Here is a 15547-nt window from a genome sequence, read left to right on the forward strand (position 1 = left end):
AGCCGCCAGCTTGTCGGCTCACGTACTTGGCAATCTCGTCGGAAACGAAGTCGTGGTAGGTGCACCGGTACCGCCCGGGCCGGTAGCAGATTCGACGACTGGTCAGCCGTCCCGTCAATCGAGGAGATCACATGACCCAGCCAATCACCAAGGCCAACGGGGGACATCGGAAGCGTATTCCAGATCAGGCGACGGACGCAGAAACCGCGTTGCTGCGCTACATCGTGTATGGGATTCTGCCGGCCTGGTTCATCCCTGGGTTCCTCGACTGGAACCAACACCGCCGCAGCAGGATTGAGCAAAACGCCGGCACCCGCGAGTCGCTGATCCACCTACTGATGATGACTGAAGTCGGTGTGCCACTGACGCTGGGTCTGCTATGCGAAATCAACCCCCTGATACTCACCACAATGATCGTCGCGATCGCTGCGCACGAGGCCACCGCGCTCTGGGATGTCAGCACCGCTGAACACAGCGGACGTCAGGTCACAACGTTCGAACAGCATGTGCACAGTTTCCTGGAGTCGATGCCCCTTATGGCCGCGTCGGCCTTGGGTTGCTTGCGATGGAAGCAGGTCCGCGAGCTAGTCGGCGGCGCACATTCACGCGATGCATGGCGGTTGCGCTGGAAGAAGGAGCCGTTGCCCAAGGGGTATCTCGGGGCTATCGGTGCCTGCGTCGTTGCCGCAATCGCGGTGCCCTACGGCGAAGAGCTCCTGCGCTGCGTTCGCGAGGCCAACCGACGCTAGACCCACTGAACTAAAGAGGAAGAACGGGCTGGCCGCTCCTCATCCCGGCATGGCGAGGTTCAGAAGTTTAGTCGAGTAAGGCCGGGGTATCACGGCTTTACAACATTCTTCAGCACGCAGGGATGGCTCAGCGATCCAGGACCATGAAGCCTCAGCGGGTGCTTGGCTTTTCGATTTCCTTGATTGTCTCTTCTCGACAGGGATGGCTACATTGCGCATTGCTTCCGTGCCGGCTTCGCACGTCTACGTGCGTCACCTCTCCGAACCCGGCGGTATTGACAGTGTTGTGCGCCTTGCGGATCCGGCTCCGAAAGACGGGCGCACGGTGCCGGGTGGCTGGTGGCCACCGCTGATGCTTGAGCCGGGCTGGGTAAGCAACCACAGCGACCGCTTCGATGTGTTCCATGTGCACTTCGGGTTTGACGCGATCGGCCGTGACGTGTTGGACGGCGTTGTGCACGAGCTCGAGAAGCATGGCAAGCCGTTGGTGTACACCGTCCACGACTTACGCAATCCTCACCACCCTGAGTCTCAGGCTCACGCCGAACAGCAAGATGTACTCGTCGGTGCGGCCAGTGAGTTGATCACTCTGACTCCTGGTGCTGCGCAAACCATTTGGGAGCGGTGGGGTCGCCGATGCCGTGTGTTTCCCCACCCGCATGTGCTCGACAGTCGCCGGATCGAGCAAAACAGGAGTGGCGCTGAGGACTTCGTGATCGGCGTACACGCGAAGAGCTTGCGGGCGAACATGGATCCGCTGCCGGTCGTAGACGCGCTGGTCGATATCGTTTCGATGCTCCCCCAAGGCGTGCTGCGAGTCGACGTACACGACGAGATTTTCGATCCCGCGAATCACTGGTTTGCGCCCGAGACTGGCTCAGCACTTGTGGATTACGACCGATATGACCACGTCCAGGTCCGGGTGCACCCGCACTTCTCTGACGCCGAGTTCTGGGAATACTTGGCATCGCTGGCCGTGTCGGTGCTTCCGTATCGCTTCGGAAGTCATTCGGGTTGGCTCGAAGCGTGCTTCGACCTGGGTACCGCTGTCATCGCCCCCAGCTGCGGATTTTACGATCAGCAACAGCCGTGTGGCGTATTCGAATTCGACGAGAATCGGTTCGACCGAGAAACGTTGAACCGTGCAGTCACTGATGCGTATCGCCAGTGGGCGTCGGGCACCACCCCACGCGCGACGTGGGCGCAGCGGCGCGCCGAGCGCGTCAAGATCGCGGCCACGCATCGCACTCTGTATCGGGATGTGCTGACATGAACGACGCGCTGCGTATCGCGTTGGTCGCCTCGAATCGCTTTTCCATCAGTCAGCCCTTCGCCGGGGGACTGGAAGCCCACGTGTGGCATCTGGCGCGGGCCTTGGTCCAGGACGGGCACGAGGTCGCGCTTTTTGCCGCCGCTGGATCCGACGAGGATCTGGGCTGTCGCACCATTGAGGTCCGCAACCTCGATGTGTCAGAAGCGGCGCAGGCGGATGTATCCATGCCCCCGGCAGCCTTCATGGTGGATCATCACGCCTATCTGGCGCTGATGTTGCAGTTAGCCGGTTGCGCCAGCGGCGATTTTGACATCATCCACAATCACAGCCTGCATTATCTGCCGGTCGCGATGGCACCGATCTTGTGCACGCCGATGCTCACGACCGTGCACACGCCACCGACACCGTGGCTGGAGTCGGCAATCAATGCGTCAGGCGGGGTAGGCACACGATTCGCGGCAGTTTCCCGGCATACGGCTGCTGCGTGGCGCACAGCCGTGAACAGTATCTCCGTGGTGCCCAACGGCATTGCCACGCACCAGTGGCCGCTGGGACCAGGCGGCGGCCCTCTGGTGTGGTTTGGGCGAATGACCGCCGAGAAAGCCCCCCATCTGGCGATCGCGGTTGCCAAACGCGCCAGCATGCCCCTGGTGCTCGCCGGTCCAGTCTCCGACCCGCACTACTTCGCGACCGAAGTAACACCACATTTCGGTGACGGCATCCAGTACGCGGGTCATCTCGATCAGGCCAGTTTGGCGCAGCTGGTCGGTCGTGCCAGCGCCGCATTAATCACGCCGATGTGGGATGAACCTTATGGTCTAGTGGTCGCCGAGGCGATGTGTTGCGGCACACCGGTCGTAGCATTCGACCGCGGCGGTATCCCCGAACTCGTCGGGCTCCGGTCGGGACGGCTCGTCGCACCCGGCGACTTGGACGCGATGGCAGACGCCATCCCTGTGGTTCGACAACTCTCGCGAAAGCAGCTGCGTGAGAACGCCGTTCGGCACTGCTCCGCACAGGTGATGGTGCGCGCCTACCTCGATTTATACGAGGACATGCTCAGAGACCACGACAAGGGCAACAATGATCGGCTACTACATTCATCATCACGGTTTCGGGCACTTGGCGCGGGCGGCGAGTGTCTGCGCGCAATTACAGCGCCCAGTCACGGCGCTGAGTTCGCTCGAGATTCCGCCACCTCATCCGTTCGCCGCAGTCGTGAAGCTACCGAGTGACGACGAAGCTGTGCAGGTAAGCGAGCCCACCGCCCACGGTGCCCTGCACTGGGCTCCCCACCACGACAGCGGTTTCACGTCACGCATGGACGCGGTAGCGCGTTGGGTCGCCGACTTTCGCCCGCAAGCCTTCGTCACCGACGTCTCAGTCGAAATTGCGGCATTCGTTCGTCTGATGGGCGTGCCCGTGATTGTGATGGCGCTGCCCGGCCAACGAATCGACGCCCCACACCTGCTCGCATATCAGCTTGCCGATCACATCGTCGCGGCGTGGCCCCACGAACTGTACGCACCGGCGTGGCTGGGCGCGCACGCAAAAAAGACCAGCTACGTCGGCGGGATCAGCCGCTTCGATGGCCGTGTCCGTTCAGCTCGGAGTGATGTCGTCTCCACAGGTGGATCTCCGTTGCCGGACAACCGAACCCGGGTACTTGTTCTGGGTGGAGCCAGCGAAGTTTTCGGCGACACGATCGATGACTGCGCGCGGGCTTGCCCCGACACGACGTGGACAGTGCTCGGCGGTCCTGGCGGCCGCTGGACAGATGACCCATGGACACAGATCTGCAGCACTGATGTCGTCGTGACACACGCGGGCCAAGGCTGTATCGCCGATGTGGCCGCAGCGAGACGACCGGCTGTCGTGATCCCGAAACCGCGCCCTTTTGGTGAACAGCGGTCCACTGCGGCAACGTTGCGCCGACACCGGTTAGCCATCGTCACGCCAGAATGGCCGGACGTTCGGAGATGGCCGAGACTCCTTGCGCGTGCCCTGGCGACCAATCCACAGAGATGGCGTCGCTGGCAGGTGGAAGGTGCTGCAGCCCGCGCCGCGATGGCTATTGAAGCGACAGCACAGCGCTGCACGACAACGGAGGCACGGTGAAAACCGCCGTTATCACCACCGTGCGCGGACGCGGGGATCACTTACAGCGTCAGATCCGAGGGTTGGCACGGAGCACCCAACCCGCCGACCTGCATGTCGTGGTTGCGCTCGGCGATCCATGCGTCAGTAGGGTCGTCGCCGAGGAGGGCTGGGCAGCAGCAGTCCTTGAGCTGGATGTCAGCGAGCCCATACCAATTGCGCAGGGCCGCAACACCGGTGCTGCTGCGGCTCTGCGCGGGTCCGCCGAGCTCTTGGTGTTCCTTGACGTCGATTGTATTCCGGACGCGAGCCTTATCGGTTGCTATCGACACATCGCAGCCCAGCCCGAACACGCCGACGCCCTGCTGTGCGGACCAGTCACCTATCTGGACCCGCCGGGCCCGCATGGCTACGTACGGAGTGAGCTGCGCCGCAACCCGCATCCAGCCAGACCCGCACCACGCGCCCAAGATGTCTTGGTCACAACGGATTACGGCTTATTCTGGTCGCTTTCGTTCGCGGTGACAGCGGCAACCTGGCACAAGATCGGCGGCTTCTGCGAGCGATACCGCGGCTATGGCGGCGAGGATACCGATTTCGCGCAATGCGCTGCCAAACAGAAGATTTCTATGCGGTGGGTCGGTGGCGCCCATGCCTTTCACCAATTCCATCCCACAGCAGACCCGCCCGTGCACCATCTGGACGACATCGTCCGTAACGCAACGATATTTCATGAGCGTTGGGGCTGGTGGCCCATGCAAGGATGGCTTGCAGCGTTCGAAGACGATGGTCTGATTGTCCGTGACGCCGACGGACATCCACAGCGCACTGGCGTTCGCCAAGACGTATTAGGCCCATCGCTCGGCTAGTTCTTCATTAGCGGATGTGCGAGGACTCCGCCGTTAGCCGCGGACTGTTTACCCGCTGCGGCTCGCCAACACCCAGGACCGCATCGACGGCGGCTAGGTCGGTGTCCTGCCCGGTCGGCGCTGCCCCGCCCGATGATCCCACCACGTCAGCGACGACAGGCTGCTTACCCCGCCGCACCGAAGGCCTCTTAAACCCGTCTACCACCGGTGCGCCTCATCGTCCGGTATCGACTGGACTCGTATCAGACTGGCGTTACTGCGCGAACGAGCAACTGCTCGACACACCTCGCGCGACCGGCGCCGGGCGGCTCGCGCGCGTTCAACCAACTCGACGATGTCGGCGCGGTGCAAGCCCGCACGGGCCACACGAACTCGATAGGCCTTCTGCCGACACGCCGGCGAGCAACACATGGCGTTCGCGCGGCCAGCGAAATTCTCAGTGCAAACCGCACAGCGCTTGCCCGTCATAAACCGTCACGTTACGGATTAACCACGCGAAACGAAACGCCACCTGAGTTACCCGAAGACTGCGACACCTCGACCTACGCACCGAGCCCACGTTGAGTTATCCCCATGCTGCTTGGGCGCTCGGCCACGGCGCGGACCGCACGCACCTGAATCGGTCCCACAAGTGGCAACCTGGTCCGCCGCGGACGGGGGTCCGGATCCGGTGCGCTTGTCACCTGTTGGCGGAGGGCAACGGCCGTGCGGTAGCCCGACGATGGCAGTGGGTGCCGCGCTAGCCCGCACACGTCATCGCCAATAGCGCTGCGGGGTGATCCGGCATGAGAATCAGCGAGTCTGAGGATCGGGCGGATTCTTGGCCGCCCGACCGGTCAGCGCATCGCGGACATGGTCGATCGTCGCCGTCAGCATGCCGATCGTCTTGAGCACGATTGACTTGGGTGGGGTATCCGGATGCGGTCGTGTCGGCGCGATCTTCTTTGCCTGCCGCAGCTGCTGACCCAATTTTTCTAACTCTTCATGGCTGACTGCCGCTTCGAATTTCGGCCATACCACGTCTTGTTCATACGCGATGTGCTCGCGGCCGGCTTTGACGAAAGCCTGCAGCGCCTCTTGATATTCAGGCTCCCCGGGCTGGCTGTTTTCTAGTTGCTGCAGGAGCTTTTTACCGGTCTGCTCTTGTTGAATTGCTTTATTCGCCAAAGCATCTCCCTCTTCGAGGGCACGGCGCACGGCAGGCCAGAAGAATGCTCCTCGATGGCCTCGTGCTGGGATTCGGCGATCACCAAGTTGGTCACCATTGTCTTGAGTCCACTAACCTGGCTGCCAGCGTCGGATGGCGCACCGTCGAGCACTTCAAACATGCCCAGCACACTTTTGTGGTCCTGACGCAGAAAAGTCAACGCGTCCATACGTTTACCTTCACTTTCTTGCTGCGGTGATGAACGAGCGGCCGCACCGGGTCTCGCGTCAAAGGCTTATGAGGTTGGCGTGCGCTGTTCGTGTGTGAACGGCTTGTCGCCCTCGACGGCTGGTGAGCCCGTTGGGTTGTGTTCCGCGCCCTGGTTTTTGCGCAGGTCGGTCCCGAGCCACTGCTGTTCGGGCTTTTCGATGTACTCCCACTCCACGCCGTCAGGCCACGGGCCTTGGCCCTCGTTCCAGGGGCCACGCACCGGCTTTCCGCCGCCGTCGGACATGTTGAACGCGACGTTCTGGAAACGGTTGTCCCCAGCCAATGTCCCCGGCGGGAAGTTCACCGGCAACTCGTTCAGCGCTGCCGTGAACTGTTGGTAGTGGGCGATTTCGCGTGTCATCAGGAATGTGAGCGTGTCCTGTACACCCGGGTCGTCGGTGAATTGTTTGAGGTACTCGTAGACAACTTTGGCCCGCGACTCGGCTGCAAGGTTGTTACGCAAATCCACTGTCGGGTCGCCGTTGGCGTCGATGAAGGCACCGGTCCAGTTGTTACCGGCGGAGTCTTTGACATCTGGTCCACCGCCACTGAGCACCAGAAACATTGGGTTGACCGCGACTTGGTGGATGGCCTGTTCGCGACCATCAGGGCTCGCCACCGCCGGCATCCAGTCGCAGCGTTGATGAGCTTGCTTAAGATCGTCGTTGAGCCCATCGAGGAGCATGGTGATCGTGGATCCGACCATCTCAAGGTGGCTCAGCTCCTCGGTGGCGATATCCATGAACAGGTCATACATCTTCGGGTTTTTCTCACGCAGCACGAAGGCCTGCGTGAAGTACTGCAGCGCGGCGGTGAGTTCACCATTGGCACCACCGAACTGCTCCATGAGCAGCGAAGCAAACCGCGGGTCGGGCTGCGCCACCCGAACCTCGAATTGGAGATCTTTGTTGTGGACGAACATTTGAGTGCCTCCCATAGGGGTAAAGAGGTCTACGGTGATCGGCGACCGGAAACCCACGACGCGAACCAGGGGCTGTAGTTCGTTTCGTCGAATACGAGCGATGCGGCGCTATCTCGCCGCCTCGCCATGTGCAGTACCCCTGCGGCTATCACCTAAACGAAGACCGAGTCCAGTCCAGCCCGCAGACCTTCTGCTCGGCGCCAAATGAATCAGTGTGGACGTCGCGCCACGGGGCACACCTGTGCAACCCCGTCGCGCACTACTTTCCAACCCCCCACGGCGGACCGCGTGCACTCCGCGGCCTGCAGGTGCTGATCAAAACCCTGGGCCGGTAAGGCCTACGGCAGTAGTAGTGCACTGGAGAAGTTTCGTGGCGGGGTTGGCGTCGCAGTGCTGACCGCCCCCGTGGGGTGTCAGGCGCAGTGTTCCTACTGCGCGTTCAACTCACCGTCCTGCAGGTGCCAAACCTCGCGGTCACACCCGCCCGAGGGCAATTCTCAGAAACCGTTGACGGACCTGACACACGAATCGTAAGTGGCTTCGCTACGACGCCATTTCCCCATTACTTCTTACTCGGAATGACGATGACGACGATCAAGGTCAGGATGGAGAAGAACAGCCCGAGAAGCCCCCAGCCCAGCGGATTGCGTCCTTTCATCGCGGCTATGAGGCCGCAGACTATCGCCGCGACCACGCTCCCGATGAAAACGAAAATTCCCTTAATTCCACGCAGAATAAACCCTGCCGCAATGGGATCCGAACTAGCCAGAATGACCGTGCAACATGTCAGGCCCTTTCTTTGCGAGAAGTCGTTACGGAATACCCTCGCAAAACCTTGCCAAACAAATTGCACTTGCCTACCAGCACAACCGGTTTGCCATGGGCCCGACCGCTAAAGCGCTCTAGAGCTCGCCGGAGAAATCGGCGGTGATCCAGCGGTCGGGCCGGATGGTGAAGAGCACACTTTCCTGCCCTTCGAGGCTTTTGACGAACGCGCGCCCGCCCTCCTCGCCGAGGTAACGGATCGCGATCTCTTCGCGCACGTCGAGCGGGGTCGGCTTGGTGGTCTCGACCACGGTTCCCTCGACGACCACATATTGATAGGGCGGTTCTTCGCGCTGGACCACCAGCGTCACCACTCCGGCCCGCTCGATGAGCTTGGCCTTGCGCGACGACGAACCGGTGTTGACCCGGATGTTTCCGCCGGGCTCGTAGTCATACCAAATCGGGACGCTGGCCGGCGGACGGCCGTCATCGGCCGCGACGGACAACACACCGACGTGTAGCGCGGCGAGGAATTCTTCACGCTGGGGCACGCTGAAAGCAGTCTTGGCCCGGTGAACGCGCCCGCCGCTGCCGGCTATTCCCGCTAGTTCGTGAATAGCGCGGGAATCTTTACCACCAGCTCGTAGAGGCCGTAGGCGAATGGCACTCCCACCCACAACCAACTGGCCAGACCCAGCAGCTTGAGGTGTGGCGGCGTCGGCTCGATCGTTTCCTCGGTCATTGTCCGGCCTCTCCGGAGATCACGGACGCCGGCTTTCGCGTATCCATCCCTGCCACAACGAAGCTGGGCGGCCGTGGCGTACGAATCAGCTCATTGCAGAGCATGCCGATCAGCAACAAGATCACCATGATCGTGAACGACCAGCGGTACCGTTCGGGGCCCACCACATGGGCCGCAATGCGATTATCGGCAATCGCATTGACGATCACCGGTCCGAGCACGCCCGCGGTCGACCATGCAGTCAGCAACCTGCCGTGGATCGCCCCGACTTCGAGGTAGCCGAACAGGTCACGCAGATAGGCCGGTACCGTAGCGAACCCCGCGCCGTAGAACGACAACAGCAGTATGCACACCACCAGGAACAGCGGCTTGCTCGCATTTTGTGCGACGATCAACACGGCGTAGAGCATCGCCCCGACACCGAGATAAAGCCGGTACATGTTCTTGCGCCCGACCGCATCCGAAGCGGTGGACCAGAGTAGGCGTCCCAACGAATTCGCCAGCGACAGCATCGCGACGAATCCGGCCGCGGCCGCCGTCAACGCCGCGGGAGAGGCCGCATGGGGAAAGTAATCCCGGTAAATGGGCGCCGCCCGTTCCAGAATGCCGATTCCCGCGGTGACGTTGAAGCACAACACAATCCACAGCAGCCAGAACTGGGGTGTCTTGATCGCCTCATTGGCGGTGCGATCGGGTCCTGCGGCATGCGGCATCTTCGATGCGGCGACTCTGACGATGGGCGGGTCCCATTCGTGCGGTGGTACCCGGATCAACAGGACCCCCACCGACATCAGGACGACGTACACCAGCGCCATCACGAAGAACGTCGCCGCCAGCCCGTGCCGGTCGGTGCCGAACCACTTCATCAACTGCGACGACCACGGGGAGGCTATGAGCGCACCGCCGCCAAATCCCATGATGGCGAAGCCGGTCGCCATACCCGGCTTGTCGGGGAACCATTTCATCAGGGTGGAAACCGGTGAGATGTAACCGATTCCGAGGCCAATCCCGCCGAGGACGCTATAGCCGAGGATGACGAGCCACATCTGGCCTATCTCGGCCGCCAGCGCGGCGACGAGCAAGCCGCCGCAAAAGCAGGTGGCCGCCACGAACATCGCCCAGCGGGGGCCTCGGCGCTCGACCGCCGTGCCGAAGACGGCCGCCGACACGCCCAGCATGACGATGCCCAAGGTGAAGGGCATGGCACTTAAAAGCCCTGATGCCCTGAGTGATTCATGTAATGGGAGCTTGAAGACGCTCCAGGAGTAAACGCTGCCTATCGCTAGATGTATCGAGAGCGCGGCGGGCGGAACGAGCCACCTACTCCATCCTGGGCGGGCAACGATTCGATCGCGTGAGAGTACTCCAGCAGACTCCATCGTCCTCTTTTCGCAGCGGGCTCCCCACGCCTCAGAACGTTCGGCGGTTTCCTGTCGGCGGCCAATGGGCAAGCAAGACAGAAACATCCGACAGCGTATCGATGATGCTTGGTAGAGCTAGACCGCCGACCCTTCTCGGCGAGTCCACCCGATGCTAGCGACCTGGGTCACACGATGAGCTCGACGAGATGTGATGAAAACGGTTGTGGTCAAGGAGACTAACGGGTTGCCCGGCCCATCATGAGCGGACGGACGATGCGCGGCATACCGCGCCACACGGCATCCTCGGCCGTGACAGCGAATCCGCAGGCGCGCATCAACTCCCCCGTCGGACGGTTGCAGCAACATCCGCCGGCGAAGGCGCGCCACGGCCGGAACAGGTAGTCCTGCCACGCCGCAAGCAACCGCGAATTCGCCCGTACGTGTTCGACGAACAGCAACTGCCCATCCGGGCGCAACACGCGCGCGATCTCGCGTAACGCGCGTTCAGGATCCTCGACGGTGCACAAGACGAGCGTCGAGACGACGGTATCGACGGACTCATCGGTCAGCGGTAAACACTCTGCGGGCGCATTGACGATCCGCGCCGGCCGGGCATGCCGCTGCAACCGACGGGCGAGCTTGCGGCGCATCGCCGGCTCCGGCTCCATCAGCACCAGATCATCGATGCCGTCGGGGTAGTGCGCGATGTTCAGCCCGGTCCCGGCGCCGATCTCGACGACGCGCCCCCGCGCGCCACTGACCACCGTGCGCCGCCGGCGGCGCATGCCTGCCAGCTCGCCGACCCACACGAAGGGGTCGTACACCCATGCCATGATCCGCAGCCAACCCGCGGACGGCGCGCGCACAGCGTGTTCTGGTTCGGTCGCGATCCGTGTCATGGGCGCAAACGTAGTTGTGGTCGTGGGGCGCGCGCATCGCCCAACGCGGCCATCTTTCGCCGATGGCCCGTTTCGGCTAGGTCATAGGAGCCCGAGGCGCGCGGCCTCGGCGACGGCGGCGGTGCGTGAAGTGCGCCCGAGCTTGCGGCGGATGTTCGCGACGTGGCGGTGCACCGTGTGTGGGCTCAGCACCAGATGCTCGGCAATCTCGCGATCGTTCAGACCTCGCGCGAGGCAGCGAAGGATCTCGCGTTCACGAGCGGAGAGCAGCACCGGCTCACTCGAGTGCTGCGGCGACGGAGGCTCGGGCGGCGCCAGCGCCTCGCGGCACGCACGCGCGACGGAATCGACGTCGCCGTGCCATGGGAAGTGGGCGCTCCCGGGCAGCGAGATCAGTGCGGCGCCGGGGATCGCGGCCGCGACCTCACGCCCGAGGCGATGCGGTACGGCGCGGTCGTCGCGACGATGCACGACCAGCGTTTCCGCGCTGACCTCGGGGAGGTACTGCCGTACGTCGAGGCAATAGACCAGACGCAACAACGCGGCGGCGGTCTCGGCTGTCGCTGCCTCGCGCTGCAAGCGTGCAAAGCGTTCGTGCTCCGCGGCTTCCGCCGCACCAAGGAACATGTTGCTGAGCAGGCGGGAGCCGAGTCCCCAATGCGCGCGGACCGCCGCGACGATCGCATCGCCCACTTCCGACGCGGTAATCGCCGAACCGTCAGCGTACGACCCGTACAGCACCAACCGCTCGACACGCTCGGGATACGTTGCGGCAAAGGCGATCGCGGTGCAGCTCCCGCAAGATCCGCCCTACAGCGACACACGCTCGTACCCGAGCTCGTCGACAAGCGCGCGCAGCATCGCCACTTCGCCGTCCAGGGTCAGGTCCGAATCCCGCACCGTGCGGTCCGACATGCCAACTCCGAGCCGGTCGTAGCGGATCGCGGTGTATCCATCGGCGACGCCTTCCCAGAATCGCCGGAAGCCCGCACTCTCCCAGTCGAGTTCGAGATGGCTCACCCACCATGCCGGAGCGACCAGCGGTGGACCGTCCCCGCGCGCGTCGAACGCCACGCGGCGGTCGCCAGCGCGCAGGAAGCGGATCTCGGACTTTGCCAGCATCGCCACGAGCGTACGACGTTCTGGCCAGCGAAAGGACCGTTATCGAAAGGCTAGAGCAGTCCGAGCAGTTGCAGGTCGGTGACGTATTTGACGATCATCGGCGCGCAGACATGCGGGATGTCGTTGTCGGGACCGATTTTGGCTTCCTGCACCGCGGCCCGGAATCTGTCGGTCGACGCCGACGCCCCGCGGATCGGGATTGCCGGCCGCACGTATTCGGGGCCGGCCGAATCCAGTAGCTGCAGCACGCTGCCCTGCCGCTGCCGCTCGCGCAGGGCACGCAGGCCCACCTCGAACCGTCGCAACCATTCGTCGAAATCGTGGACGCGCTGGACGGGATAACCGACTTCGATCAGCCAGTCGACATACTCGTCGAGCCCGATGCCGTCGTCGTGGGGGTTCATCACGTGATACGTCTGGAACCCATGGGCGGTTTGGGCGGTCTGGGCGCCCAGCATGGTGATCGCCTCGGCCACGAATCCGACCGGCAGCCCGTCGTAGTGCGCCCGCTGCCGGTTGCCGTTGGCGTCGCGCCGGTAGAACGATCCGGGCGCGACGCCGGCGGCCACCACGCTCAGCACCATCCGCGTGACCAAGTCCGAGACGTTGAGCTGGCCCAGGTAACTGGTGTCGGCCAGGATCATGCCGCTGCGGAACACCAGCACCGGCAGCCCGAACTGCTCATGTGCTTCCCGCAGCAGTACCTCACCGGCCCACTTGCTGTTGGCGTAGCCGATGACGGAACTGCCGGCGTTGACGCGGGTCGGGTTGATAACCCGGATGTCGGCGTCCTCGGTGAATACCGACCGCTCGATCGGGTCGCCGACGTTGGCCGTCGACACATAGGTGTACGGCTTGAGTTTCGTGGTCAGCGCCTACCGGATCAGCTCGGCGGTACCGCCGACGTTAGGTCCGAACAATTCGCTGTAGGGCAGCACGCCGTTGACCAAGGCGGCCGAATCGGCAATCAGGTCAACGGTTTCGGCCAGCTCCTGCCAGGTCGGTCCATCCAGGCCCAGCTCGGATTGGGCGTTGTCTCCGGCGACGACCCGCAGACGACCGGCCGCCAGTTCCCGAAAGTGCGCCAGCAGTCGCGGATCCCCGCTGTCGAAGATCTTTTCCAGACGATGCAGCGCATCCGCGTCGGACTTGCCGCGCACCAGGCAGACCAGCGTGCCGTCGACCAGTTCCAGCTGCTCGAGCCATTGCAGCACCAGGTAGCGCCCGAGGAAGCCCGTCGCCCCGGTCAACAGCACCGTGCGCACTTGCGCACTCGGGCCCGGCAACGCGCCGGCCGCCGAAAGCGTTGCGGCATCGAGGAATCTGTCCAGGGCCAGATCTGCGGCGTGGAACTCGGCGGCGTCGGTACCGTGCACGGCCACAAACCGCGGATCGACGACGTGACGATCCACCTGTCGACTCAAGGCGTGACCGACGGCGCGTCGAACAGGACGCGGACGGTGAGCTGGGTGTCGATCGCGGCGATCAGACGCATCGCCGAGATGCTGTCCCCGCCCAGGTCGAAGAAGGAATCGTCGACCCCGACCCGCTCGAGGTCCAGGGTCTGGGCGTAGATGCCGGCCAGGGTTTCCTCGACGGCGTTACTCGGGGCGCGGTATTCGGTGTGGTGGTACTGCGGTACCGGCAACGCACGGGTGTCGAGTTTGCCGTTGACCGTCAACGGCCATGCGTCGAGGACCACGACGGCGGCCGGAACCATGCAGGCCGGCAATCGCGTGGCCAACTGGGCACGTGCGTCGGCGACATCGACTGTCCCGGTCACGTAGCCGACCAGTCGTTTAGCGCCCGGACTGTCTTCGCGAACGACCACGGCCGCCGCTTCGACGCCGTCCAAACCGCTTAGCGCCGACTGGATTTCGCCGAGTTCGATGCGATACCCGCGGATCTTGACCTGCCCGTCGGCGCGTCCGACGTAGCGCAGTTGTCCGTCGGGACCCCAGCACACCAGATCCCCGGTGCGGTACATGCGTTGTCCCGGCGCTCCGGTGAACGGGCAGGCCACAAACCGTGACGCCGTCAACCCCGCCCGGCGCAGATAGCCCAGCCCGACGCCAAGGCCGGCCACATACAACTCGCCCACCACGCCCGGCGCCACCGGGCGCAACCATCCGTCCAGTACGAACAACGCCGCGCCCGGGATCGGCACCCCGATGGGCACGACGCCGGCCCCCGCGCGCAGCGGCACACTGACCGTCACGCACAGCGTGGTCTCGGTCGGCCCGTAGGCGGTGGTCATCACCCGCCCCGGCGCCCACCGATCCACCAACTCCGCCGTACACGCCTCCGCGGCCACCGACTCGGGCACGATCAGCAGCCGAGACCCGTGCAGCAACGCACCCCAGATCTCTTCCACCGAAGCGTCAAACGCATACGAGTATGTCACCCCGGCCGACAGCCAAGCGGTGATCTGCTCAGCTTGTTTGTGCTTCTGGGATCGCCTCCGTTCCCATACCTCGTACGCGAATACGGTACTCGCCGCTGCGATTGCCAACGCGGTGCCGACACCAGCTACCCAGTCAGGTACTGATCCCCAGTTGGCTCCCATACCGCGCTCTTGCAATTGACCCCACTGTGCGAAAGCGAGTACGCCAAGAACCGTTGAGCGTACTTGCCGGCCCATCTCCGTGCGGCGATGAGTAACCTTCACCCGTCCTGTCATTCCGCCGCACCACCCTCTCGTAGCGCGCTACCGAACCGCATGCCCATACATCGTCGCGGTCGCCTGCGGTCTCCACACCACAGTGGTGCTTGCACAAATTGCATACCACGCATGCGAGATCGGCAACTGTGTACCGGCTATTCCAGATCGGCGCTGGCGCGACGACCCAGAATAGCCGGAAACTGCTTGTCACAGCCCATGTAGCGAGGCGGGGCGGCACAAAACAGCATCGGGGCGCAATGCCGGTCTGGGCGTGCGTATCTTGTCAATAGGCACCGTCTGCCCGTCTCGGCTGGCAGCACCTCGAGCCAGCTGGACATACCATGGATTAGCGCGGTTCGTGGCGGCCCTGATAGTTTGAATTGCAGTTATCGCTAGGCGGTCATGCATCCTATGGAAGTGCTAATCCGCCGATCCCGAGACCCGACGTACAACCAGATCGGAAGGAGTTGGGATGAGGATGAGCGTGGACCCCGACAAGTGCCAGGGGCACACCTTGTGTTGGCTTGCGGCGCCCGACGCTTTCGTGCTCGATGACGAGGATGGCCATTCATCGCCGGTCAGCGAAGTCGTCGCACCCGAACACCAAGTAAAGGTCGCCGAGGCGGCGTTGAGCTGCCCCGAACAAGCAATCGAGGTGACCCCGTGACC

The 15547-nt window shown here is 63.4% G+C and carries 13 protein-coding genes and 2 pseudogenes; 6 read left to right on the forward strand and 9 right to left on the reverse strand.

Translation table 11 applies throughout. The features are described 5' to 3' along the window. Nucleotides 1–131 precede the first annotated feature (131 nt). The 5 genes from G6N54_RS11185 to G6N54_RS11205 all read left to right on the forward strand — a co-directional run bounded on the left by G6N54_RS11185 (nt 132) and on the right by G6N54_RS11205 (nt 4988). On the forward strand, nt 132–749 hold the full coding sequence (locus tag G6N54_RS11185; protein ID WP_163790225.1) for a diguanylate cyclase/phosphodiesterase: 618 nt from the start codon (nt 132–134) through the stop codon (nt 747–749). A 226-nt stretch (nt 750–975) separates the two neighbouring features. After that, nucleotides 976–2022: a glycosyltransferase gene (locus G6N54_RS11190; RefSeq protein WP_163794662.1), complete on the forward strand. Its 1047-nt coding sequence runs from the start codon at nt 976–978 to the stop codon at nt 2020–2022. Then, entirely contained in the window at nt 2019–3257 is a 1239-nt protein-coding gene (locus tag G6N54_RS11195; RefSeq protein WP_163790226.1) for a glycosyltransferase family 4 protein, read from the forward strand. Before G6N54_RS11190 ends, G6N54_RS11195 begins: the two co-directional genes overlap by 4 nt. Next, complete coding sequence (locus G6N54_RS11200) at nt 3241–4140, forward strand: glycosyltransferase (RefSeq protein WP_163794663.1); 900 nt, start codon at nt 3241–3243, stop codon at nt 4138–4140. The genes G6N54_RS11195 and G6N54_RS11200 overlap by 17 nt, the downstream gene beginning before the upstream one ends. Continuing rightward, nucleotides 4137–4988 (forward strand): glycosyltransferase family 2 protein, encoded by an 852-nt coding sequence (locus G6N54_RS11205; RefSeq protein WP_163790228.1) that lies wholly within the window; start codon nt 4137–4139, stop codon nt 4986–4988. The genes G6N54_RS11200 and G6N54_RS11205 overlap by 4 nt, the downstream gene beginning before the upstream one ends. A 792-nt stretch (nt 4989–5780) precedes the next feature. On the opposite strand, the pseudogene G6N54_RS11210 reads toward G6N54_RS11205, so the two are convergent. From G6N54_RS11210 to G6N54_RS29695, 9 genes and pseudogenes are all read right to left on the reverse strand, one after another. Then, nucleotides 5781–6364, reverse strand: a pseudogene (locus G6N54_RS11210) (hemerythrin domain-containing protein). Between the two features lie 66 nt (nt 6365–6430). After that, nucleotides 6431–7327, reverse strand: coding sequence for a manganese catalase family protein (locus tag G6N54_RS11215; RefSeq protein ID WP_163794664.1), 897 nt, complete (start codon nt 7325–7327; stop codon nt 6431–6433). Nucleotides 7328–8229: 902 nt separating this feature from the next. After that, complete coding sequence (locus G6N54_RS11225; protein WP_372513143.1) at nt 8230–8643, reverse strand: pyridoxamine 5'-phosphate oxidase family protein; 414 nt, start codon at nt 8641–8643, stop codon at nt 8230–8232. A 53-nt stretch (nt 8644–8696) separates the two neighbouring features. Continuing rightward, a complete protein-coding gene (locus G6N54_RS29440; RefSeq protein WP_170313039.1) occupies nt 8697–8834 on the reverse strand; it encodes an MFS transporter small subunit in 138 nt (45 codons plus the stop codon). Next, complete coding sequence (locus tag G6N54_RS11230; protein ID WP_163790230.1) at nt 8831–10213, reverse strand: OFA family MFS transporter; 1383 nt, start codon at nt 10211–10213, stop codon at nt 8831–8833. The genes G6N54_RS29440 and G6N54_RS11230 overlap by 4 nt, the downstream gene beginning before the upstream one ends. 218 nt (nt 10214–10431) lie before the next feature. Then, nucleotides 10432–11094 carry a class I SAM-dependent methyltransferase gene (locus G6N54_RS11235; RefSeq protein ID WP_163790232.1) on the reverse strand — a complete coding sequence of 221 codons (663 nt, stop codon included), beginning with the start codon at nt 11092–11094 and terminating at the stop codon, nt 10432–10434. 81 nt (nt 11095–11175) lie between these two features. Continuing rightward, nucleotides 11176–11787: a helix-turn-helix transcriptional regulator gene (locus tag G6N54_RS30440; protein ID WP_232073653.1), complete on the reverse strand. Its 612-nt coding sequence runs from the start codon at nt 11785–11787 to the stop codon at nt 11176–11178. 117 nt (nt 11788–11904) lie between these two features. Beyond that, the gene (locus G6N54_RS30445) at nt 11905–12216 is read right to left on the reverse strand and encodes an alpha/beta fold hydrolase (RefSeq protein ID WP_232073655.1); all 312 of its coding nucleotides are present in this window, start codon (nt 12214–12216) and stop codon (nt 11905–11907) included. Nucleotides 12217–12266: 50 nt separating this feature from the next. Beyond that, nucleotides 12267–14758, reverse strand: a pseudogene (locus G6N54_RS29695) (thioester reductase domain-containing protein); the annotation flags it as partial. A gap of 592 nt (nt 14759–15350) precedes the next feature. On the opposite strand from G6N54_RS29695, the gene G6N54_RS11250 reads away from it, so the two are divergent. Next, nucleotides 15351–15545 carry a ferredoxin gene (locus G6N54_RS11250; protein ID WP_163790234.1) on the forward strand — a complete coding sequence of 65 codons (195 nt, stop codon included), beginning with the start codon at nt 15351–15353 and terminating at the stop codon, nt 15543–15545. The last annotated feature ends 2 nt before the right edge of the window (nt 15546–15547 follow it).

The organism is Mycobacterium stomatepiae (assembly GCF_010731715.1).
Classification (GTDB): Bacteria; Actinomycetota; Actinomycetes; order Mycobacteriales; family Mycobacteriaceae; genus Mycobacterium; species Mycobacterium stomatepiae.

Coding starts and splice junctions, on each gene's coding strand:
- G6N54_RS29440 (WP_170313039.1), bottom strand. CDS start 8,834: ATGACCGAGGAAACGATCGAGCCGACGCCGCCACACCTCAAGCTGCTG.
- G6N54_RS11235 (WP_163790232.1), bottom strand. CDS start 11,094: ATGACACGGATCGCGACCGAACCAGAACACGCTGTGCGCGCGCCGTCC.
- G6N54_RS30445 (WP_232073655.1), bottom strand. CDS start 12,216: ATGCTGGCAAAGTCCGAGATCCGCTTCCTGCGCGCTGGCGACCGCCGC.
- G6N54_RS11215 (WP_163794664.1), bottom strand. CDS start 7,327: ATGTTCGTCCACAACAAAGATCTCCAATTCGAGGTTCGGGTGGCGCAG.
- G6N54_RS11195 (WP_163790226.1), top strand. CDS start 2,019: ATGAACGACGCGCTGCGTATCGCGTTGGTCGCCTCGAATCGCTTTTCC.
- G6N54_RS11250 (WP_163790234.1), top strand. CDS start 15,351: ATGAGGATGAGCGTGGACCCCGACAAGTGCCAGGGGCACACCTTGTGT.
- G6N54_RS11230 (WP_163790230.1), bottom strand. CDS start 10,213: ATGGAGTCTGCTGGAGTACTCTCACGCGATCGAATCGTTGCCCGCCCA.
- G6N54_RS11185 (WP_163790225.1), top strand. CDS start 132: ATGACCCAGCCAATCACCAAGGCCAACGGGGGACATCGGAAGCGTATT.